20 protein-coding genes are annotated in these 21,921 nt (G+C 73.1%); 11 read left to right on the forward strand and 9 right to left on the reverse strand.

From position 1 onward, the window contains the following. Nucleotides 1–166: 166 nt before the first annotated feature. The gene (locus tag L6241_RS07595) at nucleotides 167–862 is read right to left on the reverse strand and encodes a helix-turn-helix transcriptional regulator (protein ID WP_368245610.1); all 696 of its coding nucleotides are present in this window, start codon (nucleotides 860–862) and stop codon (nucleotides 167–169) included. A 73-nt stretch (nucleotides 863–935) separates the two neighbouring features. Between L6241_RS07595 and L6241_RS07600 the strand changes: the two genes are divergently transcribed. Next, nucleotides 936–1,661, forward strand: a complete 726-nt coding sequence (locus tag L6241_RS07600; protein ID WP_368245611.1) for an alpha/beta fold hydrolase — start codon at nucleotides 936–938, stop codon at nucleotides 1,659–1,661. A 104-nt stretch (nucleotides 1,662–1,765) separates the two neighbouring features. Here the strand turns inward: L6241_RS07600 and L6241_RS07605 are convergent, their stop codons facing one another. Together L6241_RS07605 and L6241_RS07610 are read right to left on the reverse strand one after the other, a co-directional pair. Beyond that, nucleotides 1,766–2,683 carry a M23 family metallopeptidase gene (locus L6241_RS07605; protein WP_368245612.1) on the reverse strand — a complete coding sequence of 306 codons (918 nt, stop codon included), beginning with the start codon at nucleotides 2,681–2,683 and terminating at the stop codon, nucleotides 1,766–1,768. Nucleotides 2,684–2,826: 143 nt separating this feature from the next. After that, nucleotides 2,827–3,738, reverse strand: a complete 912-nt coding sequence (locus L6241_RS07610; RefSeq protein ID WP_368245613.1) for an esterase/lipase family protein — start codon at nucleotides 3,736–3,738, stop codon at nucleotides 2,827–2,829. Nucleotides 3,739–3,979: 241 nt separating this feature from the next. On the opposite strand from L6241_RS07610, the gene sucC reads away from it, so the two are divergent. The 8 genes from sucC to L6241_RS07650 all read left to right on the forward strand — a co-directional run bounded on the left by sucC (nucleotide 3,980) and on the right by L6241_RS07650 (nucleotide 12,383). Then, nucleotides 3,980–5,161 (forward strand): ADP-forming succinate--CoA ligase subunit beta, encoded by a 1,182-nt coding sequence (gene sucC / locus L6241_RS07615; RefSeq protein ID WP_368245614.1) that lies wholly within the window; start codon nucleotides 3,980–3,982, stop codon nucleotides 5,159–5,161. A gap of 16 nt (nucleotides 5,162–5,177) precedes the next feature. Beyond that, nucleotides 5,178–6,068, forward strand: a complete 891-nt coding sequence (gene sucD / locus L6241_RS07620; RefSeq protein WP_252974427.1) for a succinate--CoA ligase subunit alpha — start codon at nucleotides 5,178–5,180, stop codon at nucleotides 6,066–6,068. Between the two features lie 360 nt (nucleotides 6,069–6,428). Then, on the forward strand, nucleotides 6,429–7,631 hold the full coding sequence (locus L6241_RS07625) for a DUF6350 family protein (RefSeq protein WP_368245615.1): 1,203 nt from the start codon (nucleotides 6,429–6,431) through the stop codon (nucleotides 7,629–7,631). Between the two features lie 142 nt (nucleotides 7,632–7,773). Then, nucleotides 7,774–8,379 carry a phosphoribosylglycinamide formyltransferase gene (gene purN, locus L6241_RS07630; protein WP_123091181.1) on the forward strand — a complete coding sequence of 202 codons (606 nt, stop codon included), beginning with the start codon at nucleotides 7,774–7,776 and terminating at the stop codon, nucleotides 8,377–8,379. 140 nt (nucleotides 8,380–8,519) lie between these two features. Then, nucleotides 8,520–10,175, forward strand: a complete 1,656-nt coding sequence (gene purH / locus L6241_RS07635; protein WP_123091180.1) for a bifunctional phosphoribosylaminoimidazolecarboxamide formyltransferase/IMP cyclohydrolase — start codon at nucleotides 8,520–8,522, stop codon at nucleotides 10,173–10,175. Continuing rightward, a complete protein-coding gene (locus L6241_RS07640) occupies nucleotides 10,165–11,142 on the forward strand; it encodes a DMT family transporter (RefSeq protein WP_368245616.1) in 978 nt (325 codons plus the stop codon). The genes purH and L6241_RS07640 overlap by 11 nt, the downstream gene beginning before the upstream one ends. A 43-nt stretch (nucleotides 11,143–11,185) precedes the next feature. Next, on the forward strand, nucleotides 11,186–12,043 hold the full coding sequence (locus L6241_RS07645; RefSeq protein WP_252974430.1) for a bifunctional methylenetetrahydrofolate dehydrogenase/methenyltetrahydrofolate cyclohydrolase: 858 nt from the start codon (nucleotides 11,186–11,188) through the stop codon (nucleotides 12,041–12,043). A 10-nt stretch (nucleotides 12,044–12,053) separates the two neighbouring features. Beyond that, nucleotides 12,054–12,383: a DUF3017 domain-containing protein gene (locus L6241_RS07650; RefSeq protein ID WP_252974431.1), complete on the forward strand. Its 330-nt coding sequence runs from the start codon at nucleotides 12,054–12,056 to the stop codon at nucleotides 12,381–12,383. Nucleotides 12,384–12,451: 68 nt separating this feature from the next. Here L6241_RS07650 and L6241_RS07655 read toward each other — a convergent pair whose 3' ends face one another. Beyond that, nucleotides 12,452–13,447: a malate dehydrogenase gene (locus tag L6241_RS07655; RefSeq protein ID WP_368245617.1), complete on the reverse strand. Its 996-nt coding sequence runs from the start codon at nucleotides 13,445–13,447 to the stop codon at nucleotides 12,452–12,454. Between the two features lie 210 nt (nucleotides 13,448–13,657). Between L6241_RS07655 and L6241_RS07660 the strand changes: the two genes are divergently transcribed. Beyond that, nucleotides 13,658–14,545 (forward strand): WD40/YVTN/BNR-like repeat-containing protein, encoded by an 888-nt coding sequence (locus L6241_RS07660; protein WP_368245618.1) that lies wholly within the window; start codon nucleotides 13,658–13,660, stop codon nucleotides 14,543–14,545. Here L6241_RS07660 and L6241_RS07665 read toward each other — a convergent pair. The 5 genes from L6241_RS07665 to L6241_RS07685 all read right to left on the reverse strand — a co-directional run bounded on the left by L6241_RS07665 (nucleotide 14,542) and on the right by L6241_RS07685 (nucleotide 20,497). Beyond that, nucleotides 14,542–15,315, reverse strand: a complete 774-nt coding sequence (locus L6241_RS07665) for an anti-sigma factor (protein WP_123091175.1) — start codon at nucleotides 15,313–15,315, stop codon at nucleotides 14,542–14,544. The genes L6241_RS07660 and L6241_RS07665 overlap by 4 nt on opposite strands. Further along, complete coding sequence (sigK, locus tag L6241_RS07670; protein WP_123091174.1) at nucleotides 15,312–15,914, reverse strand: ECF RNA polymerase sigma factor SigK; 603 nt, start codon at nucleotides 15,912–15,914, stop codon at nucleotides 15,312–15,314. The genes L6241_RS07665 and sigK overlap by 4 nt, the downstream gene beginning before the upstream one ends. Before the next feature lie 40 nt (nucleotides 15,915–15,954). Then, nucleotides 15,955–16,623 carry a fasciclin domain-containing protein gene (locus tag L6241_RS07675; RefSeq protein WP_368245619.1) on the reverse strand — a complete coding sequence of 223 codons (669 nt, stop codon included), beginning with the start codon at nucleotides 16,621–16,623 and terminating at the stop codon, nucleotides 15,955–15,957. 98 nt (nucleotides 16,624–16,721) lie between these two features. Then, entirely contained in the window at nucleotides 16,722–18,233 is a 1,512-nt protein-coding gene (locus tag L6241_RS07680; RefSeq protein WP_251718649.1) for a molybdopterin-dependent oxidoreductase, read from the reverse strand. Nucleotides 18,234–18,277: 44 nt separating this feature from the next. Beyond that, nucleotides 18,278–20,497, reverse strand: a complete 2,220-nt coding sequence (locus L6241_RS07685) for an NADP-dependent isocitrate dehydrogenase (RefSeq protein ID WP_368245620.1) — start codon at nucleotides 20,495–20,497, stop codon at nucleotides 18,278–18,280. Between the two features lie 172 nt (nucleotides 20,498–20,669). Here L6241_RS07685 and L6241_RS07690 point away from each other — a divergent pair, with 172 nt between their 5' ends. Next, the gene (locus tag L6241_RS07690) at nucleotides 20,670–21,743 is read left to right on the forward strand and encodes an acyltransferase family protein (protein WP_368245621.1); all 1,074 of its coding nucleotides are present in this window, start codon (nucleotides 20,670–20,672) and stop codon (nucleotides 21,741–21,743) included. Nucleotides 21,744–21,921 lie beyond the last annotated feature (178 nt).

Below are 21,921 nucleotides of genomic sequence, written 5' to 3' on the forward strand. Positions count from 1 at the left end.
CATTACCGTGGGACATGAGGACCTCCGGTCGGTAGGCGACTTAGACATCACCCACCGCACCCGGGGGTCCTCCCTGACGTCAACCACCAACCCGGAGTGTCACCAACCTCCCGGCTGAGTACATCTAGACCCGGGTGTCGCGGGCGACGGGTCGTCCCGGCGGCTCTCACCCGCCGCCGTGGACCGGACGGGCGAGCGGCGGGGGCTCGCCGACCTCGGCGACGGCGTGGCCGGTGCACGGGGTCCGCGTCACGGTGGCCGACTCGACCCGCGACACGGTGAACCATCGCATCGCGTCGCGGGTCCGGCACCAGCCCACGAGGTGCCATCGGCCGCCGGTGGATGCGAAGAGCACGGGCTCGACGTCACGCGTCGTCGTGACCCCCTGCGCCGACGTGTACCGGATCCGGACCACCCGCTGCTCTGCCATCGCCTCCTCCAGCGCCGATCTGACCCGCCGGGTGGGGGAGGGGGGAGCATCGACCCACACGCGGCCGGCCAGCTCGAGGGACCGCGCCCGGGTCCGGGCGTCGAGCACGTCGACGATCTTGCGGACCCCCGCCGCGGCGAGGTCGGCGTACGGGGCGTCCGGGGCCGCGGACACGGCGGCCATGAGCGCCACCGCCTGCGCAGGCGACAGGCTGACGGGCGCGAGCGAGGCGCCGGCGGCCATCCCAAACCCACCGCCGGGGCCTGGACGTGACCAGACGGGCGCGCCGCTGCGCTCGAGCGCAGCCACGTCTCGCTTGACGGTGCGCACCGACACCCCGAGCTCGTCGGCCAGTCGTCCAGCGGAGGTGCCCGACGGCCCGGCCCGGCGCAGCATCTCCGAGACGGCGTGCAGCCGCTCGGCACGCCTCATCGCGTCACCCGTCGCGGATCCATGACACAGATGGTGACATGACGCTGTCCGGGGTGCCCGAGACGATGGGGGCATGACACCGACGACACCCAGCCCCGTCCTCCTCCTCGCCGGCCACTGGCTGGGCGCGTGGGCCTGGGACGACGTGCTCGAGCACCTGGGGCCCGCCGCCCGTGCGGAAGCCCTGACCCTGCCCGGCCTCGACCCTGCCGACCCGCTGCGCCGGACCCGGACACTGGAAGACCAGGTCGACGCGATCTGCACGGCCCTGGGACGGCTGCGCGGCTCGCCGCATGACGCTGCCGTGGTCGTCGCGCACAGCGGGGCGAACGCCCCGGTCAGCCTCGTGCTCGACCGGCACCCCCAGCTCGTGCACCGGGTCGTGTGGGTCGACTCCGGCCCGGCGACGTCCGGGAGCGCTGCCGCCCCAGACCTCTCGCCGGGGGTCGAGGAGCTGGCGCTGCCCCCCTTCGCCGTCCTCGCCGAGCAGGCGAGCCTCGAGGGCCTGAGCCCGGAGGTGCTCGACACCTTCCGGGCCAGGGCGGTGCCCGAGCCGGCCCCGGTGCTCCGCCAGGCGGTCGAGCTCACGCACGACGACCGGCACGACGTGCCGACCACCCTCGTGTGCTGCTCCATCGCGAGCGCGCAGGTGCTCGAGCTGGCACATGGCGGGCACCCGATGTTCGCCGACGTCGCTCGGCTCACGACGGTCGACGTCGTCGACCTGCCGACCGGTCACTGGCCGATGTGGAGCCGCCCGGCCGAGCTCGCCGCGGTCATCGCGTCGACCGCCGGCTGAGACCTGCGGCCCTGCCCTCACGCCCCGAGCACGACAGAGGGCCGCACCGGTTCATCGATCGGTGCGGCCCTCTGTCATGCCCACGACCCCGTGGACGGGTCGGATCAGTAGGTCAGACCCTTGGCGGCCAGCCACGGGCGCGGGGCGACGGGCTCGCCACCGCCCGGGTGGATCTCGAGGTGCAGGTGAGGCCCGGTCGAACGGCCCGAGTTACCGGACAGGCCGACCTGCTCGCCCGCGGAGACCTTCTGGCCCACGGTGACCTGGAGGCTGCTCATGTGGCCGTAGCGCGAGATCGTGCCGTCGGTGTAGCGGATGTCGATCATCGTGCCGTAGCCGCTCTGCTGCCCGGCGAAGACGACCTCGCCGTTGCTCATCGCGCGCAGCGGGGTGCCGATCGGCACACCGAAGTCGTCACCGGCGTGCATCCGGCCCCAGCGGGGACCGAAGCCGGAGGTGAAGACGGGGTTGGTCAGCGGCAGGACCCAGGCGCCGTCGGCGACCGCAGGGGTGCCCTCGGCGTCGACCGTGACGTCCTCGGTGGAGACGCCGAGCTCCTTGGCCGCGGCCTTCTTCTTCTCGGCGGCGGCCTGCTTGGCGGCCTCGCGCTTCTGCGCAGCCAGCTCCTTGCGCTTCTTGTCGCGGGCGACGCGCTGACGCTCCTGCGCCCGGCCCTGGCCCTCGGCCACGGACTGGCTGCTCTCCTGGCGTCGCTGCGCCAGGTCGGTGTAGCCGGCGACCGTCTGGGCCACCTCGCCCTTCGAGCGCTCGGCGAGCGCCGGGTCGGCGAGCACCTCGCTGTGCTGGGCGGCCGGGGCCGTGAAGGCGCTGACGGCCGTGCCCGAGGCGAGCGCGGTGCTCTGGGCTGCGGTCGCCCCGCCGGCGGTCACGACGAGCGTCGCGGCAGCGGCGGTGGGCAGCGCGTACCCGGCGCCGAAGGCCTTGGGGAGCCGACGACGGCCGGTGGCGGCGCGTCGCTCGGCGCGAGTGGGCGTGCGGTGGCGCCCGGAATAGCTTGACATCGAGAAAGTCCTCGCAGGGGGTCGCGGACGAATCTCGGCGAGCCTAGCGTGACCACTTCGTTACACAAAATGCGGCCTGTGGACAGCGGCTCGCCCGAGTCCACGAGGACCCGTGCGAGTGGCGGTATGCGGTTGTCGGCGCGCTAGGCAGGGGTGATCGAGGTCACTGACGCGGTCGGCGCTCCGTCGTTGTCGAGCTGGGTCAGGGTCGTGGAGATCCGGTGGGCCACGCTGGGCAGGATCGGCAGGGACAGGTGGCCGACGCCGGTGAGGGGGACGTCGGTCACCGCGAGGTCGGGGTGTCGCAGCTGGGCGTGGTGGGCCGGGAGCACGGCCTCGTCGGTGTCGGACCAGAAGCACACGAAGCGCGTCGTGCACCCTGGGGCCGGTCGGTCGAGCTCCTCGAAGAGGGGGCTGCCCGGCCGCAGCTGGCGGGCGATCCGCAGCGGGAGCAGGCGGGCCATGTGCGTGCCCTGGTGGGGGGAGCCGAGGGTGACGACCGTGTGCACTCGGTCGTCACCACCGAGACGGGTCACGTAGTAGCGCGCGATCAGCCCACCGAGGCTGTGCGCGACGACGTGGATCCGCTCGTACCCGGTCTCCTCGCAGATCTGCTCGATCTCCGCGGCCAGCTGTGCCGCGGCGGTGCGTACGTCGGACGTGCGCACCGAGTAGTTCATCGAGTAGACCCGGCTGAAGCCGCGCCGCTGCAGACCCCGTCGCAGCAGCGCGAAGATCGAGTGGTTGTCGACCATCCCGTGGATGAGGAGGATCGGCGTGCCGCTCTCGGCCACACCGGAGACGACCATGCCGCGCTGGAGCGGGGTGAGGTGCTCCATGCGGTAGCGATGACCGGCTCCGCCCCGCCGCGGCGCGAGCGCCCCGAGCGGGTAGACCGCGAGATGGCTCAGCCCCCACATCGCCTCGACCATCGACCCCAGGACGGCGTGCGGGCTGGCCAGGGCGCGGGCACGCTCGACGACGTACGACCCGAGAACCCCGGGTGTCGGCGGGGTGCTCGGCTCGTGCGTGACGAGGCGTGGCTGCGGCTCCATGACGAGATCGACAGTAACCGTCTGACCTGCCCCGATGGCCTTGTGTGTCGAGGGTTTTCGTGCGTCCTCGTGCGGCCGGGCCGACGACGGGGGAGGCCACTCCCGTCGCCCGGGCCCGCGTCCCACCCCCAGGACCGGGCGTGCCCGGGTGACGGCGGGAGGTCTAGGCTCCGGGACTACACCCGTGGGGCGTGCGCGACAGCCATGCCCCTGTGCCCGAGAAAGAGGACGGATAACGCTCGTGGATCTCTTCGAGTACCAAGCACGTGACGTGTTCGAGAAGCACGGTGTCCCGGTCCTGGCCGGCGCCGTGGCCACCACCCCGGCGGAGGCCCTTGCCGCGGCCGAGCAGATCGGCGCCCGCAGCGGCGGCGTCACCGTGGTCAAGGCCCAGGTCAAGACCGGTGGCCGGGGCAAGGCCGGTGGCGTCAAGGTCGCCAAGACCGCGCAGGAGGCCGAGGTCCACGCGCAGGCCATCCTCGGGATGGACATCAAGGGCCACACCGTGAAGAAGGTGATGATCGCCCAGGGCGCGAAGATCGCCGAGGAGTACTACTTCTCGATCCTGCTCGACCGCGCGAACCGCCGCTACCTCGCCATGTGCTCCGTCGAGGGCGGCATGGAGATCGAGCAGCTCGCCGAGGAGCGCCCCGAGGCGCTGGCGAAGATCGCCGTCGACCCCAACGTCGGCATCGACGACGCGAAGGCCACCGAGATCGTGCAGGCCGCCGGCTTCGACGCCGAGACGGCCCCCAAGGTCGCCGAGGTCCTCAAGTCGCTGTGGACCGTCTACCGCGAGGAGGACGCGACCCTCGTCGAGGTCAACCCGCTCGTCAAGGACGAGGACGGCAACATCGTCGCCCTCGACGGCAAGGTGACCCTCGACGGCAACGCCGACTTCCGCCAGCCCGGCCACGCCGAGCTCGAGGACAAGGACGCCGCCGACCCGCTCGAGGCCAAGGCCGCGGCGATGGGCCTCAACTACGTCAAGCTCGACGGCAACGTCGGCATCATCGGCAACGGCGCGGGCCTGGTCATGTCGACCCTCGACGTCGTCGCGTACGCCGGCGAGGACTACACCGGCGGCGCGAGCAAGCCGGCGAACTTCCTCGACATCGGCGGAGGTGCCTCCGCGGAGGTCATGGCCAACGGCCTCGACGTCATCCTCGGCGACGAGCAGGTCAAGTCCGTCTTCGTCAACGTCTTCGGCGGCATCACCGCGTGCGACGCGGTCGCCAACGGCATCGTCGGCGCCCTGAAGACCCTCGGCGACTCGGCGACCAAGCCGCTCGTCGTGCGTCTGGACGGCAACAACGTCGTCGAGGGTCGGCAGATCCTCGCCGACTTCGACCACCCCCTCGTGACCATCGAAGAGACCATGGACGGCGCGGCCCGCAAGGCCGCCGAGCTGGCCGCCAAGTAAGGACGAAGAGACTCAAATGGCAATCTTCCTCACCGCTGACTCCAAGGTCGTCGTCCAGGGCATGACCGGCTCGGAGGGCATGAAGCACACGACGCGCATGCTCGCCTCGGGCACGAACGTCGTCGGCGGCGTCAACCCGCGCAAGGCCGGCCAGACCGTCGACTTCCCCGAGGGCAAGCAGGTCCCCGTCTTCGGCTCCGTCGCCGAGGCGATGGAGGCCACCGGCGCCGACGTCACCGTCGTCTTCGTGCCCCCGGCCTTCGCCAAGTCCGCCGTCGTCGAGGCGATCGACGCCGGCATCGGCCTGGCCGTCGTCATCACCGAGGGCATCGCGGTCAAGGACTCCGCGGAGTTCTACAACTACAGCCTCGGCAAGAGCACCCGGATCATCGGCCCGAACTGCCCGGGCCTGATCAGCCCCGGTCAGTCCAACGCCGGCATCATCCCGGCCGACATCGCCGGCCCGGGCCGCATCGGCCTGGTCTCGAAGTCGGGCACGCTGACCTACCAGATGATGTACGAGCTCAAGGAGTTCGGCTTCTCCTCGGCGGTCGGCATCGGCGGCGACCCGGTCATCGGGACGACGCACATCGACTGCCTCGAGGCCTTCGAGGCCGACCCCGACACCGACGCGATCGTCATGATCGGCGAGATCGGCGGCGACGCCGAGGAGCGGGCCGCGGCCTACATCGCCGAGCACGTCACCAAGCCGGTCGTCGGCTACGTCGCGGGCTTCACCGCTCCCGAGGGCAAGACGATGGGCCACGCCGGCGCCATCGTCTCGGGCTCCTCGGGCACGGCGGCCGCGAAGAAGGAGGCCCTCGAGGCCGCCGGGGTCAAGGTCGGCAAGACGCCGTCCGAGACCGCGGCCCTCATGCGCGAGATCATGGCCCAGATCAGCGCCTGACCTCCCGCACCACCTCTGCCGAAGGGGGACCACCGCGAGGGTGGTCCCCCTTCGGCATGCCCGGGCGTGACGCCTCGACCGGCGACGGGTGGTCTCGAGGCTCCTTCGTCGCACCTCGACCAGCGAGGGTGATCCATCTTTCAACGGCAGATTTCGCGTCTGCGTGGCGCGAACGGGCGAGAGGCCCTAGTGTTGCTCTCACCAGCGCCGACCCGGTCGACACCCCCCTGCTCCCGGGTCGGCGCTGCCTCATGTTCGGGGCCGGGTCTCGTGCCGCCCGACGAGAAACCTTCGCCGTGTTTCGCCGCGCCCGGCGTTGCCTCCACGGTGCGACGCGCACCGTGACCGACGATGTGGGCGATGACCGTCATCGACCGCATCCGCTCGGCCACCGCCGACGAGACGGGCGACCAGCGCCCCGAGCTCGCCGCGCTCGGTCGTGGTGCCCTGACGGCCGCCGCGACCTGGGTCTTCGTCACCTCTCTCGTCCTCACGGCGGTGCTGCTCTCGGGCGGCGGCGCTCCCGTCGGCAGCACCATCGGTGCCGGCTCCGCCGTGTGGCTCGCCCTCGGCGGCGCCCGCCTCGGCCTGGGCACCGCGACGATCGCCCTCGTGCCCCTCCTCGCGCTCGCCCTGCTCGTCTGGGCCGCCCGCGCCGGAGCACGCCGGGCGCTGCGGGAGGTGGAGGGGTCCCCCTTCGCCGTCGAGCTCACCTGGCGCGAGCGGGTCGTGCAGCCCCGGACGCGCGTGGCGGGTGCCTGGATGGCCGGCTACGCCCTCGCCGCGCTCGCGGCGTGGGGCGCGAGCCTGACCGGCCCCTTCGACGTGCGACCGCTCTCGCTGCTCCTGCCCGTCCTGCTCGTGCCGCTCCTCGGTCTCGTCCTCGGCGACGACGAGGTCGGCGCGGGGCTGCTCGGGGTGCTCCCGGTCGCGCTGCGCCGCGCCGTCGTGCCTGGTCTGCGCACGGCCGGCGCGCTCGTGCTCGCCGGTTCTCTCCTCGTCGTCGTCATGGTCGTCGTGCACCTCAGCCGGGTGCTCCACGTGCACTCCGAGCTCGACGCCGGGGTGGCCGGGGGAGCGCTCCTCGCCGCCCTCCAGGTCCTCGCGCTGCCGAACCTCGGTCTGTGGGGGCTCGGCTGGCTCGCCGGACCCGGCTTCTCCGTCTCGCTCGGCGCTGAGACGACCTGGGCCGAGTCCCAGACCGCGCTGCTGCCGATGGTGCCGGTCCTCGCGGCCCACCCCGAGCCCGGTGCCCTGCCGTGGGTCGCGCGCCTCTCGGTGCTCGTCCCCGTCCTCCTCGGCGCCTGGCTCGCCCGTCAGTCGCTCGCCCGGATCTCTCGGCTGTCGCGGACCGTCGACAAGGCCGCCGTCGTCGGCTGCGCCGTCGTCGTCGCCGCGCTCGCGGTCGCGCTGCTCGACGCCGTCGCCGGTGGCTCGCTCGGCTCCGAGCGGCTCGCCCGCATCGGGGTGCCGGCGCCGCGCCTGGCTCTCGCGCTCGTCGTCGACCTCGGCATCGGGGCGGCGCTCGTCCTCGCCCACGACTGGTGGCGGCTGCGCCGCTGAGACGGCCCGGCGGCTGCGCCGCTGAGACGGCCCGGCGGCTGCGCCGCTGAGACGGCACGGCGGCTGCGCCGCTGAGACGGCACGGCGGCTGCCGCTGAGACGGCGTGACGGGCGCGCATGCCGGCCCCGCTAGGTTGGGCAGGTGCGTCTCGTCGTCCTCGTCTCCGGCTCCGGCACCACCCTGCAGGCCCTCCTCGACGCCTGCGCCGACCCCGCCTACGGCGCGCAGGTCGTCGCCGTCGGGTCCGACCGCCCCGACGTCGAGGGGCTGCGCCGCGCCGAGCGCGCGGGCGTGCCCACCTTCGTGCTGAGGGTCGGTGACCACGCCGACCGGGGGGAGTGGGACCGCGCCCTCACCCAGGCCGTGCAGGAGCACGACCCCGACCTCGTCGTCACCGCGGGCTTCATGAAGATCCTCGGCCCGACCTTCGTCGAGCACTTCGCCGACCGGGTCGTCAACACCCACCCCGCGCTGCTGCCGAGCTACCCGGGTGCCCACGGCGTCCGTGACGCCCTGGCGGGCGGTGCGCGCGTCACCGGCGCGACCTGCCACCTCGTCGACGGCGGCGTGGACACCGGTCCGATCCTCGAGCAGGTCGCCGTGCGGGTCGAGGAGGGCGACGACGAGGCCTCGCTGCACGAGCGGATCAAGCTCGTCGAGCGCGAGATGCTCGTCGCGACGCTCGCCCGCGCCATCACCGAGGGCTACGTCGTCGACGGCCGCTCGGTTCGGTGGGGCGCGCGCTGAGCGATACCCTGGCCGGACACGACTGGCGCAGGTGGGTCACCACCGGGGAGTGACGTCGGGGTGCATCGCCCGCCTGGGTGCGCCTCCTGCTGACAGGGACACCTGACAGGACCACCGACGTCGACCGCGAGGAGCACGCCATGCCCGAGTCCACCACCGCCACGCCCGAGGTCCCCTTCGACCAGGCCGCGCAGGACCGCCGCCCGGTCCGCCGCGCCCTCGTCTCCGTCTACGACAAGGACGGCCTCGAAGAGCTCGTCGCCGGTCTCGTGGCCGCGGGTGTCGAGCTCGTCTCCACCGGCGGCTCCGCCGCGACCATCGAGCGCCTCGGGCTGCCCGTGACGCAGGTCGAGGCGCTCACCGGCTTCCCGGAGTGCCTCGACGGCCGCGTGAAGACCCTGCACCCGCGGGTGCACGCCGGCATCCTCGCCGACACCCGCCTGCCGGAGCACCAGGCCCAGCTCGAGGAGCTGGACATCGCCCCCTTCGACCTCGTCGTCGTCAACCTCTACCCCTTCGCCGACACCGTCGCGTCCGGGGCCGGCGTCCAGGACTGCATCGAGAAGATCGACATCGGCGGGCCGACGATGGTGCGCGCCGCCGCGAAGAACCACGCGAGCGTCGCCGTCGTCACCGACCCGACGAGCTATGCCGAGGTCCTGCGCACGGTCGCCGAGGGCGGCTTCACCCTCGAGCAGCGTCAGCGGCTGGCCGCTGACGCCTTCGTCCACACGGCGACCTACGACGTCGCCGTCGCGTCGTGGATGGGCTCGGTCGTCACCGACAGCAGCGAGGGCACCGGCTTCCCGTCGTGGCTCGGCGCGACGTGGCGCCGCTCCGACGTCCTGCGCTACGGCGAGAACCCCCACCAGGCCGCCGCGATCTACCGCATCGAAGGGGGAGCGGCGCCGGCGCTCGCCCAGGCCGAGCAGCTCCACGGCAAGGCGATGTCGTACAACAACTTCGTCGACGCCGACGCGGCCGTGCGCGCCGCCTACGACCACGGCGACCAGCCGACGGTCGCCGTCATCAAGCACGCGAACCCCTGCGGCATCGCCGTCGGCGACGACATCGCCGACGCCCACCGCAAGGCCCACGAGTGCGACCCCGTGAGCGCCTTCGGCGGCATCATCGCGACGAACCGTCCGGTGAGCGCCGAGATGGCCCGCACCGTCGCCGACATCTTCACCGAGGTCGTCCTCGCCCCGGCCTTCGAGGACGAGGCGCTCGAGATCCTCACGGCGAAGAAGAACATCCGCCTGCTCACCTGCCCGCCGCCGCGCACCGGCGGCGTCGAGGTGCGCCCGATCGGCGGCGGCCTGCTCGTGCAGCAGCGCGACGCGATCGACGCGGTGCTCGAGCCGGCCGAGGGCGACCGCCCGACCCAGGGCCACGGCGACGACCCCTCGCGGTGGACCCTCGTGTCCGGCGAGCCCGCCGACGACGCCACCCTGGCCGACCTGCATTTCGCGTGGCGCTCCGTGCGCGCGGTGAAGTCCAACGCGATCCTCCTCGCCCGCGGCGGCGCGTCCGTCGGCATCGGGATGGGCCAGGTCAACCGTGTCGACTCCTGCCACCTCGCCGTGGACCGCGCGGGCGAGCAGCGCGCCTCCGGCGCCGTCGCCGCCTCCGACGCCTTCTTCCCCTTCGCCGACGGGCTGCAGGTCCTCCTCGACGCCGGCGTGCGGGCGGTCGTCGCCCCCGGCGGGTCGATGCGCGACCCCGAGGTCGTCGAGGCCGCCCAGGCCGCCGGCGTGACGATGTACTTCACCGGGACCCGGCACTTTGCCCACTGAGGAGGGCGGGCGCCAGCACGCGCTCGCCCTCGTCCTCGCGTGCCTCGGCGGCCTGCTGACGACCCTGCAGGCCCGGATGAACGGCGAGATCTCCGCGACGATCGGGGCGCCGGTGCAGGCGGCGCTGTGGAGCTTCGGCTCCGGGCTGGCGCTCCTGCTCCTCCTCGCCCTCCTGCCCGCCGTCCGCGCGGGCATCGGCCGGATCGCCGCGGCCCTGCGCGCCGGCCGGCTGCGCTGGTGGCAGTGCATCGGCGGGACCCTCGGCGCGGTCTTCGTCGCCGTGCAGACGTACGCAGTGCCGCTCGTCGGCGTCGCGATCTTCACGGTCGCGACCGTCGCCGGGCAGACGAGCAACGCCCTGGCCGTCGACCGGCTCGGTGTCGGTCCCGGCGGCCGTCGTCCGGTCCAGCCGGTCCGGGTGCTCGCAGCCCTCCTCGCCGTCGTCGGCGTGGCCGTGACGGTGAGCGGGTCCTTCGGCGACGGCGGCATCTCGGTGCTCGCCGTGGTGCTCGCGCTTCTCGCCGGCGGGGGAGTTGCCTTCCAGCAGGGCGTCAACGCCCGGGTCAACCTCGAGAGCCGTCATGTGCTCGCGACGACCGGTCAGAACTTCGTCGCCGGCACGACCCTGCTCGTGCTCCTCGCCCTCGTCCAGTACTCGCGGGGCAGCTACCGGCCCACGAGCTTCGAGGGCGTGCCGTGGTGGGCGTGGTTCGGCGGTCTGGCCGGCATCGCCTTCATCGCCATCGCCGCGTGGGCGGTCGCCCACGTCGGCGTCCTGCTCTTCGGGCTCGCCCTGCTCACCGGCCAGCTCGGGTCCGCCGTGCTCATCGACGTCGTGTGGCCCAGCGCCGGCCACGAGGTGAGCGCCGTGATGATCCTCGGCGTGCTCATCACCTTCGGCGCCGCGGCGCTCGCCGGCTGGGCGGCCCGTCCGCGCCGCCGCACCCGGGTGGTGGCCGCTCGATGACGCCCCGCCCCGACCACACCCCTGCGATGGAAGGATGCTCCCCGTGACCGCCACTCTCCTCGACGGCAAGGCCGTGCTCGGCGACATCAAGCGCGAGCTCACCGGACGGGTCGCCGCCCTGCGCGAGCGCGGCGTCGTCCCCGGCCTGGGCACCGTGCTCGTCGGCGACGACCCCGGCAGCCAGTGGTACGTCGGCGCCAAGCACAAGGACTGCGCCGAGATCGGCGTGACGAGCATCCGGCGCGACCTGCCGGCGAGCTCGACCCTCGAGGAGGTCCTCGCCGTCGTCCACGAGCTCAACGAGGACCCCGCGTGCACCGGCTTCATCGTCCAGCAGCCCACCGGGCTCGACGAGAACGCCATCCTCTCCGCCGTCGACCCGACGAAGGACGTCGACGGGCTGCACCCGACGAACCTCGGCTGGCTGGTCCTCGGTCACGAGGCCCCGCTGCCGTGCACCCCCGTCGGCTGCGTCGAGCTGCTGCGTCGTCACGACGTGCCGATCGCCGGCGCGAAGGTCGTCGTCGTCGGCCGCGGCATCACCGTCGGCCGCCCCCTCGGCCTCATCCTCACCCGGCGCTCCGAGAACGCGACGGTGACGCTGTGCCACACCGGCACCCGTGACCTCGCCGCAGAGGTCCGCCAGGCCGACGTCGTCGTCGCCGCCGCCGGCGTGCCGGGCATCATCACCGCCGACATGGTCAAGCCGGGTGCCGCGGTGCTCGACGTCGGCGTGAGCCGCGTCGTCGCCGAGGACGGCCGCTCGAAGGTCGCCGGAGACGTCGCGGACGACGTCGCCGAGGTGGCCGGGTGGGTCAGCCCCAACCCCGGGGGAGTCGGACCGATGACCCGCGCGATGCTGCTGTCGAACGTCGTCGCCGCCGCCGAGCGCCAGCTCTGACCGGCCCGTCGTGAGCGAGGAGCCCCGCGAGATCGAGGTCGAGACCCAGCCTCGCGTCGTCGCCCCCGAGCAGCGGCCCCCGGCGACCCCGCGCCTGTCCGCGTGGTGGCTCGTCGTGGCCGTCGGGGCGGTCGCGCTCGTCGTCCTCGCCCTCGGTCAGCTGCGCTGGGCGGTCGTCCTCGTCGCCTCCGGGCTGTGGCTCGGCGCGGCGATCCGCGCCGTCGTGCCCGAGACGGTCGCCGGCGGGCTCGTCGTGCGCTCCCGCGGCTTCGACGTCCTCGTGCTCGTCGCGCTCGGCGCTGCCGTCCTCGTCGTCGGCCTGGCGCTGCGCCGCACCTGACCCGCAGGCACGACGAAGGGGGGTCCCCACCACCGGTGGGGACCCCCCTTCGTCATGGGGAGGGGCGGTCAGCCCTGGATGAGACCCAGGCCCTTGACCGCCTCGCGCTCCTCCTCGAGCTCGGCGACGGACGCGTCGATCCGGCCGCGCGAGAAGTCGTCGATCTCCAGAGCCTGGACGATGCTCCAGTCGCCGCCGGAGACGGTGACGGGGAAGGAGGAGATGAGGCCCTCCGGCACGCCGTACGAGCCGTCGGACGCGACCGACATCGAGACCCAGTCGCCCTCGGGGGTGCCGAGCGCCCAGTCGCGGGCGTGGTCGACGGTGGCGCTCGCCGCGGAGGCCGCGGAGGACGCGCCGCGCGCCTCGATGATCGCCGCGCCGCGCTTGGCGACGGTGGGGATGAAGGTCGACTCCAGCCACTCCTGGTCGCCGACGGCCTCGGCGGCGTTGCGGCCGCCCACCTCGGCGTGGAAGAGGTCGGGGTACTGGGTCGCCGAGTGGTTGCCCCAGATCGTCATCTTGCGGATCTCGGTGACGGGGACCGACAGCTTCGCCGCGAGCTGGCTGATCGCGCGGTTGTGGTCGAGACGGGTCAGCGCCGCGAAGCGCTCGCGCGGGATGTCGGGGGCGTTGCTCATCGCGATGAGCGCGTTGGTGTTCGCCGGGTTGCCGGTGACCGTGACGCGCACGTCGTCGGCCGCGACCTTGTTGAGCGCCTGGCCCTGCGGGGCGAAGATGCCGCCGTTGGCCTCGAGGAGGTCGCCGCGCTCCATGCCCGGGCCGCGGGGACGCGCACCGACGAGCAGGGCGTGGTTGACGCCGTCGAAGACGACCTCGGGGTCGTCGCCGATCTCGACGCCGGCCAGGGTCGGGAAGGCGCAGTCGTCGAGCTCCATGACGACGCCCTCGAGGGCCTTGAGGGCGGGGGTGATCTCGAGCAGGCGCAGCTCGACCGGGGTGTCCGGGCCGAAGAGGGAGCCGCTCGCGATGCGGAAGAGGAGGCTGTAGCCGATCTGACCGGCGGCGCCGGTGACGGCGACCTTGACGGGCGTGGTGCTCACTGGGACTTCTACCCCTTCGTCGTGGGTGTCGGATGTCCCTCGACTCTAGCCCGCTCGCGCGGCCGGACGGGCAGCCGGGTCACGCTGCGAGGACCGGGGGAGCCCGGATGTGGTGAGATCTGGTGGTGCCGTCAGGCACCTGCGCGGCGACCCGCCGCGCCCGACTCGAAGGGGGAGCGCCGTGGCTCCAGCGGTGGCCGGAGGCCGGTCATGACCCAGCGCCGGCTCGGGGTGCTCGCCCTCGTCGTCATGCTCCTCGCCGACGCCGTGCTCCTCGCCTGGGTCTTCGGGCTGCTGCCCGGCAGCGGGGCGGACGCGGCGGTGCCCGAGCCCGCGGCTGCGCCGACCGCGACGTCGGCCTCGCCCTCTGCCTCGCCGAGCACGACCTCGAAGCCCGCGGCCCCGGCGGCGCGGTACGTCGCGACCTCCGTCGGCGACACCCTGTGGCGGGCCTCGGTCGCCCGGTGCACCGGTGACGCGGCGGTCGTCGAGCGCTCGCAGGACGGCGGCGCGAGCTGGGAGCGCACCCGCTACGACGGGCAGGTCGTCTACCGCCTGCGCCTCACCGAGCCCTCGGTGGGCTTCGCCGTCGGTGCCGACCGCGGGTGCCCCGAGACGGTCGTCAAGAGCACCGGCGACGGCGGTCAGACCTGGCAGGAGACGTCGGCGGGCCAGACCTGGGCCCCTCTGCGTGACGGGAATCTCCTCGTCCCCGGTGGCGAGGAGGTCGACGCGTGCGGGTCGGCCCGGGCCGTCGGCCTCGCGCCCGTCGACGAGACGAGCGCGTGGGCGGCCTGCTCGGACGGCACCCTGCGGCGCACCACCGACACCGGGGCCAGCTGGGAGGGCGTCGGCCGGGCGAAGGGGGTGACCTCGCTCGCCGTGAGCGGCGAGCGGCTCCTCGTGGGCTCGGTCGTCACCGGGTGCGACGGGCTCTCCGTGGCGTCCGGCACCACCTCGCAGGCCGACCTCGAGGACGCGACGTGCGTCTCGGGCGCCCGCACCGCCGCCGTCGTCCTGGGCGAGCAGGGTGGGTGGCTCGTCGGCACGAGCTCGTGGAGCAGCGCCGACCTCTCCTCGTGGGAGCCGGTCGCCTAGAGCGCGACGACGGCGATCGGGTCGCTCGTCGGCTGCTTCGAGCCGCTGCTCGGCTCGATCGTCAGACCGACGCCGGTGGCGCCGGACGCGTCGCCGGTGAGCAGGACCGGGGCAGAGCCCGACGCGAAGACCGTCGAGGCGTGCATCGTGCCGGAGTCGTCTGCGAGCCAGGCCTGGTAGCGCTTGTCGGCGTCCGTCTCGGGCAGGTCCGTGGGCACGAGGACTGCGGCGTCCATCGACGCGCTGCGCACGACCTCGACGGTGCCCCCGCCCGTGACCTGCGCCCGTGCGGTCCGCGCGTCGGGCGCGTCCATGACGAGCTGGGCCATGTCGGTCTGGCTGCTCTGCTCGGTCTGGGTGACCTGCCAGGCGACGGTGCCCCCGACGGCGAGCGCGGCCGCGGCGGCCAGGACGCTCACGCGGCGGCCCCACCGACGCGTCGTGGTGATCGGCACGACGTCGGCGTGCCGGCCCTGCTGCGGGTCGACGCCCTCGGAGGTGCTCTCGGCGCCGGCGTGACCGTCCTGGTCTCCGACGAGCGGCGGCAGCTGACGGGTCTGGGTGATGCCGGCGAGGACCGAGGCGCGCATGCTCGGCGGCGGGGAGACGGCCTCGTCGGAGGCGAGCAGCGGGCCGAGCTCGGCGAAGGAGGCGACCTCTTCGCGGCAGGCGGCGCACTCGCGCATGTGCTCCTCGAAGGCGGACCGCTCGGCGTCGTCGAGTGCGTCCAGGGCGTAGGCCCCGGTCAGCGTGTGCAGCTCGGCGTTCATGCGGTCACCCCCAGCGAGTCTCGTAGTCGTATCAGGCCGTCTCGGATGCGTGTCTTCGCGGTGCCGAGCGGCAGGTCCAGCAGCGCGGCCACCTCGGTGTGCGTGTACCCCCCGAGGTAGGCCAGTGTGACGGCCTCGCGCTGGACCTCGGTGAGGTCCCCCAGCGCGCGGTGCACCCGGGCCGCTTCGAGGCGGGCCGCGGCGACCTCGGCGGTCGAGTCGTAGGCCGGGCTGTGCGTCTCGACCTCGTAGCGGTGGTCGCGGTGGTCGGCCGCCTCGCTGGCCCGGACCCGGTCGACGGCGCGGCGGTGGGCGATGGTGAGCATCCACCCGAGCGCGCTGCCCCGGGCGGGGTCGAAGCGGCTCGCGGTGCGCCAGATGTCGAGGAAGACCTCCTGGGCGACCTCCTCGGACTGCGCCGGGTTGCGCAGGACGCGCACGACGAGACCGTAGACCCGTGAGGCCGTCGCGTCGTAGAGCGCGGCGAAGGCTGACTCGTCCCCGGTCGCAGAGCGACGCAGGAGGGCGGCGAGGTCGGGGACCACAGGTGCGCGGGCGTCGTCGACCGGTGACTCATCATCGCTCGACAACGCCCGCATGCACCCATGATCACTCATCCCCCGCCGTGGTCGTGCTTTCTTACTTCTTCATCTCGGGCATGAGGACGCCGTCGATGATGTAGACGGTGGCGTTGGAGGTCTGGACGTTGCCGCAGACGACCTTCGCGTCGCCGACGGTGAAGTCCTCGCCGGAGCCCTCGACGGTGATCTCGTCACCGGCGAGCGTCTTGTGCGTGCCCGCGACGTCCTCGGGCGTGAGCTTGCCCTTGACGACGTGGTGCGTGAGGACGGTGGTGAGCAGACCCTTCGGGTCGGCCATCGCCGAGTCGAGAGTCTTCTTGTCGACCGCGTCGAAGGCGTCGTTCGTCGGGGCGAAGACGGTGATGTCCTCGGAGCTGTTGAGCGTGTCGACCAGGCCGGCCTCCTTGACCGCGCCGACGAGCGTCTTGAGGTCGGGGTTGTTGCTCGCGGCGGTCGCGACCGGGTCCTTGGCCATGTCGGCGAAGGAGCCCGCGCCGTCGGCCGGGACCGACTCGCAGCCGGGGCCGAAGGGCTCGTCGCCCATGGCCATGTCGTCGCTCGAGCTGGAGCTGGAGCTGGACTCCATGGGGGAGGAGGACGAGGAGCTCATGCCGGAGCTCGTGCTCGAGCCGCTGGCGGTGTCGGTGTCGCCGCCACCGCACGCGGTGAGCGCGAGGGGGAGGGCGGCGAGGGTGGCCAGGGCGGTGGTGCGGGTGATGCGTCGCATGGGAGCGGTCCTCTCTGAGGGGATCAAGCTGACACCTGGTCTTCGTCGCTGCTCGCAGATCGGATGGGTCTGCGGCGCAACCTTTTTCGGACGAGTCCTCAGGTGACGACGACGGCGATCGTGTGCAGGCCGGTGGCCCCCTTCGGGAAGGGCGTGGCCCGCTCGGTGGTCTGGGTGTAGCCGGTCTCGTCGGTCGCGCGGACCGAGATGTCGTGACGGCCGGACGTGGCCTTCCACGGCATGTACCACTGACGCCAGTAGTCGATGCCTGCATCGGGACCCAGGGTGGCGCGCTGCCACTCGCCGTCGTCGATCCTCACCTCGACGCGCTCGATGCCGCGCTGCTGGGCCCAGGCGACACCGCCGATGACGGTGCTCCCGGCCGGGATGGGGTCGAGCGGCTTGGGGGTGTCGATGCGCGACTGCGTGAGCACCGGGGCGTCGGTCGCCCAGTCACGGTCGGTCCAGTAGGCACTCTGGGCGGCGTAGGTCGTCAGGGTCATCTTCGTCAGCCACTTCGTCGCGCCGACGAAGCCGTAGAGCCCGGGCGTGACGAGGCGCACGGGGAAGCCGTGCTCGCGGGGGAGCGGTGCCCCGTCCATGCCGACGACGACGAGCGCGTCCCGGTCGTCCATGAGCGCCTGCACGGGGGTCGAGATCGTCATCCCCTCGACGCTCGTGCTGAGCACCTGGTCGGCCCCGGGGCGCACGCCGACGCGCTCGAGCAGGGTGCGGGTGGGCACGCCGAGCCAGCGGGCGGAGCCGACGTAGCCGCCGCCGACCTCGTTGCTCACGCAGGTCATCGTGATGTCCTTCTCGATCATCGGCAGCTCGAGCAGCTCGTCGAAGGAGAGGGTGAGGGGCCGCTCGACGTCGCCGTCGATGACGAGCTGCCAGTCCTTCGGGTCCACCCGCGGCACGGTGAGGGCGGTGTCGACCCGGTAGAAGGCGTCCCGCGGGGTGACGAAGGGGGAGACCCCCTCGTGCGTGCCCTCGATGCCGGCGGGGAGGGGCCGGGGAGAGGTCGTGGGCTCCGGCAGCGCGATCTCGGGGACGCGGCGGCGAGCGGTGATGACCTGACCGCCGCCGCCGAGCGCCGCGGCGGCGACGCCCGCGCCACCCGCGGCGAGGACACCGCGCCGGGCGGGCTGGCCGGGGGCGGCCCAGGTGTCGGCCTCGCGACGGGCGGCGAGCCAGGCGAGGGTGGCGCAGCCGAGGACGCCGGCGACGACCGACGGGAGCACGGCGGCGGGGCCGGCAGCGGGCCGGCTGAGCGCAGCAGCACCCGCGAGCGCGGTGAGCGCGGCGAGCAGCCCGAGGCCCAGCACCGGCCGGGTGCGGTGCAGGACGCCGGCCAGGGCGGCCAGCAGCAGGGTGACGACGGCGACGGATCCGACGAGGATCGGCTTGTCGGCGGTGCCGAAGGTCGAGACCGCCCACTCCTTGACGGGGGTGGGGGTGGCGTCGATGACCGTGGACCCGACGGCGAGGACCGGCGAGGCGGCGGGGTCGACGAGCGCGGCGACGAGGTGCGCCGCGCCGGTGCCCAGGGCGGCTGCGAGCAGCCCGTGCAGGGCGCCCACCCGGACGGGGGTCTGAGATCTCTCCATGGTGGAGGTTCGTCGCAGACCCGCCGTCCGGATGGGCGTGCGGGTCACATCCCGTCGACGACCGCGTTGAGCGTCGGGCTCGGACGCATCGCGGCGCTCGCGCGCTGCGGGTCGGGGCGGTAGTACCCGCCGAGGTCGACCGGCTCGCCCTGCGCGCCGATGAGCTCGGAGGTGATCTGCTCCTCACCGTCGCCCAACGCCTGCGCGACCGGGGCGAAGCGCTCGCGCAGCTCGGCGTCGGCGTCCTGGGCGGCCAGGGCCCGCGCCCAGTACAGGGCGAGGTAGTAGTGGCTGCCGCGGTTGTCGATGCTGCCGAGCTTGCGCGCCGGCGACTTGTTCTCGTCGAGGAAGGTCGCGATGGCCTGGTCGAGCGTGTCGGCGAGGACCTGCGCCTTGGCGTTGTCCTGCGTCGTCGCGAGGTGCTCGAGCGAGGCGCCGAGCGCGGAGAACTCGCCGAGGCTGTCCCAGCGCAGGTAGTTCTCCTTGACGAACTGCTGGACGTGCTTCGGGGCCGAGCCGCCCGCACCGGTCTCGAAGAGCCCGCCGCCGTTGAGCAGCGGCACGACCGAGAGCATCTTCGCGCTCGTGCCGAGCTCGAGGATCGGGAAGAGGTCGGTGAGGTAGTCGCGCAGGACGTTGCCGGTGACCGAGATCGCGTCCTTGCCGGCCCGGATCTGCTCGAGGCAGTACGTGATGGCCTCCACCGGGGGGAGCACGACGATCTCGAGGCCCTCGGTGTCGTGGTCGAGCAGGTAGCGCTCGACCTTGGCGATGACGTTGCGGTCGTGCGCGCGCGCGTCGTCGAGGTAGAAGACCGCGGGGGCGCCGCTCGCGCGGGCACGGGTGACGGCGAGCTTGACCCAGTCCTGGACGGGGATGTCGCGCACGCGCGCCATCCGCCAGATGTCACCGGTCTCGACCTCGTGCTCCATGAGCACGGTGCCGTCGGCCGTCGCGACGCGCACGGTGCCGGCGGCGGGGACGACGAAGGTCGTCGGGTGCGAGCCGTACTCCTCGGCCTTCTGGGCCATGAGACCGACGTTGGGCACCGAGCCGATCGTCGCCGGGTCGAGCGCGCCGTTCTTCTTGTGCTCCTCGACGACGGCCTGGTACATCGGGCCGTAGCTGCGGTCCGGGACCATCGCGAGGGTCTCGCGCTGACCCCCCTTCGCGTCCCACATCTGACCGCTGTCGCGGATGACGACCGGCATCGAGGCGTCGATGATGACGTCGCTCGGCACGTGGAGGTTCGTGATGCCCTTGTCGGAGTCGACCATGGCGAGCGCGGGGCGCTGCGCGAAGACGGCGTCGATGTCGGCGCGGATCGCCTCCTGCGTCTCCTGCGGGAGCGACTCGATGGAGGAGTGCAGCGCGCCGAGGCCGAGGTTGGGGTTGACGCCGGCCTCACGGAAGGCGTCGGCGTGGGTGTCCATGACCTCGCCGAGCCACACCGAGACGGCGTGCCCGAAGAGCACCGGGTCGGAGACCTTCATCATCGTCGCCTTGAGGTGCAGCGAGAGCAGGAGGTCCTCGCTCTTCGCGGCCTCGATCTGCTCGGCGTAGAAGGCGCGCAGCGCGGAGACGGACATGAAGGTGCCGTCGACGATCTCGCCCTCGAGCACCGAGACGCCGTCCTTGAGCACGGTGTCGCCCTGCGGGGTCATGAGGGTGATCGTCAGCGTGTCGTCGGCGGTCATGACGACCGACTGCTCGTGGCCGTAGAAGTCGCCCTCGCTCATCGAGACGACGCGCGCCCTGTTCTCGGCGGTCCACGGGCCGAGGCGGTGCGGGTGCTTCTTGGCGAAGTTCTTCACCGACTGGGGCGCCCGGCGGTCGGAGTTGCCCTCGCGGAGCACGGGGTTGACCGCAGAGCCCAGGACGGTCGCGTAGCGGGACTGGGTCTCGCGCTCCTCGTCGGTGCTCGGGTCGGAGGGGTAGTCGGGGATGTCGTAGCCCTGGCCCTGCAGCTCGCGGATCGCGGCCTTGAGCTGGGGGACCGACGCCGAGATGTTCGGCAGCTTGATGATGTTGGCGGACGGGTCCTGCGTCAGCTCGCCGAGGCGCGCGAGGTTGTCCTCGACCCGCTGGTCCTCCTGCAGGCGCTCCGGGAACTGCGCGAGGATGCGACCGGAGAGGGAGATGTCGCTCGTCTCGACCTCGACTCCGGTGCCCCTGGTGAAGGCCTGGACGATCGGCAGCAACGAGTAGCTGGCGAGCGCCGGCGCCTCGTCGATCTGCGTCCAGACGATCTTGGACGTGCTCATGTGACTCCTCCGTCGGGGTCGTGATGGGTGGCTCGTCCCGATCTTCCCACGGACCCCTCGCGGGCCGCCGGGGCGTTCGGCCCTGTCGCGGCGGCGGCCTGGGCCGACCCGTCCGCCCGGGCCTGGACAGGCCGTGGGAGGAGCCGCGCAGGGTGCCCCATACTGACGGGCGATGTCGAGCACCTACCCCACGGGACCCCCGGCCGGCCTGCGACGCGACCGCACCGTCGACATCGCGCGCGGCATCTCCATCGTCCTCATCGTCCTCTCGCACGTCATCGTCGGCGTGTGGCAGTCCGACGCCATCGAGACGGGGGCGAAGGGGCCGCTCATGCCGGCGCTCTACCTCGTGCACATCGTCGTCTTCGCCGTCCTCGCCGGGCTCTTCGTCGAGCGGGGGGTGAGCCGTCGGGGCGCGGCGCGCTACCTCGCCGAGCGGGGCGCGCTCTTCGTCTGGCTCTACTTGCTGTGGACCCTGCTGCAGCGCGGGTCGAGGGTGCTCGGCGGCCCCTTCGCGAGCACGGCCGCCTCGCCGGTCGAGCTGCTGCGCCTGTGGCGGCCCGAGGGGCAGCTGTGGTTCCTCCCGTGGCTGCTCGCGGCCACGATGCTCGTCGCACTCGTCCACCCCTGGCGCTCGCGGCGACGCGGGCTCGCCCTGCTCGGTGCCACCGCAGCCCTCGCGCTCGTCGTGTGGGGCTGGGAGCCCGACGCCGTGGTCGTCCAGGGGCTCGCGCTCACGCCCTTCTTCGTCGCGGGGGTGCTCGTCCGGGGTGACCGCGTCGTCGACCTCGTCAGCGGGTCGACGGTCCTGCGGCTGGGCCTCGTGGCGCTGGCGGCCGGCGTGGTGTACCTCGGCGTCGTCGCCGTCGGCCACTTCGCGATGCCGACCGCGGCGAGCCCGGACCGCTCGGCGATCCCGCTCGCCTGGGGCGTCCTGGGCTCGACGAGCGGCCTCGTGCTCGTGCTCGCGGCGAGCGCGCTGCTCGCCCGCCTGCCCGGTCTGGGCTGGCTGGCCTTCGTCGGTCAGCGCAGCATGGAGATCTACCTCGCGCACATCCTCGTCGGGGTGCTCGTGCGGGCCGTCCTCGTCGACGAGGGCGTGCAGACCGACGGCGCACACCTCGTCGTCGGCACGGCCGTCGGGCTCCTCGCGCCGCTGGGGATCTGGTGGCTGGCGGGCCGGGCCCGGATGGGCTGGCTCTTCGCCCTCCCCGCCCCGCTGCAGCGGCGGCTGCGGGCGGTCTGATCGCCCGGCTGCACCCCGAGGGGGGGCTTGCGGTAACAGATCCTTGACCGCTACGGGGGATGACGTAGACCAAATTATTGCAAAGACCGGCGCGGGTCTGCTCGCCCGCCCTAGTGTGGCGAGCACGGCGCTGATCGCGCCAGCACAGAGGTCGTCATTCATGGTCAGGGGGGTCTGA

This window comes from Janibacter sp. Y6, from assembly GCF_040900765.1.
GTDB lineage: Bacteria > Actinomycetota > Actinomycetes > Actinomycetales > Dermatophilaceae > Marihabitans > Marihabitans melonis.

Bases quoted from the DNA above. Each gene is read 5' to 3' on its own strand.
- L6241_RS07595 (WP_368245610.1), bottom strand. From the start codon at position 862: ATGAGGCGTGCCGAGCGGCTGCACGCCGTCTCGGAGATGCTGCGCCGG.
- L6241_RS07600 (WP_368245611.1), top strand. From the start codon at position 936: ATGACACCGACGACACCCAGCCCCGTCCTCCTCCTCGCCGGCCACTGG.
- L6241_RS07605 (WP_368245612.1), bottom strand. From the start codon at position 2,683: ATGTCAAGCTATTCCGGGCGCCACCGCACGCCCACTCGCGCCGAGCGA.
- L6241_RS07610 (WP_368245613.1), bottom strand. From the start codon at position 3,738: ATGGAGCCGCAGCCACGCCTCGTCACGCACGAGCCGAGCACCCCGCCG.
- sucD (WP_252974427.1), top strand. From the start codon at position 5,178: ATGGCAATCTTCCTCACCGCTGACTCCAAGGTCGTCGTCCAGGGCATG.
- L6241_RS07625 (WP_368245615.1), top strand. From the start codon at position 6,429: ATGACCGTCATCGACCGCATCCGCTCGGCCACCGCCGACGAGACGGGC.
- purH (WP_123091180.1), top strand. From the start codon at position 8,520: ATGCCCGAGTCCACCACCGCCACGCCCGAGGTCCCCTTCGACCAGGCC.
- L6241_RS07660 (WP_368245618.1), top strand. From the start codon at position 13,658: ATGACCCAGCGCCGGCTCGGGGTGCTCGCCCTCGTCGTCATGCTCCTC.
- L6241_RS07665 (WP_123091175.1), bottom strand. From the start codon at position 15,315: ATGAACGCCGAGCTGCACACGCTGACCGGGGCCTACGCCCTGGACGCA.
- sigK (WP_123091174.1), bottom strand. From the start codon at position 15,914: ATGCGGGCGTTGTCGAGCGATGATGAGTCACCGGTCGACGACGCCCGC.
- L6241_RS07675 (WP_368245619.1), bottom strand. From the start codon at position 16,623: ATGCGACGCATCACCCGCACCACCGCCCTGGCCACCCTCGCCGCCCTC.
- L6241_RS07680 (WP_251718649.1), bottom strand. From the start codon at position 18,233: ATGGAGAGATCTCAGACCCCCGTCCGGGTGGGCGCCCTGCACGGGCTG.
- L6241_RS07685 (WP_368245620.1), bottom strand. From the start codon at position 20,497: ATGAGCACGTCCAAGATCGTCTGGACGCAGATCGACGAGGCGCCGGCG.
- L6241_RS07690 (WP_368245621.1), top strand. From the start codon at position 20,670: ATGTCGAGCACCTACCCCACGGGACCCCCGGCCGGCCTGCGACGCGAC.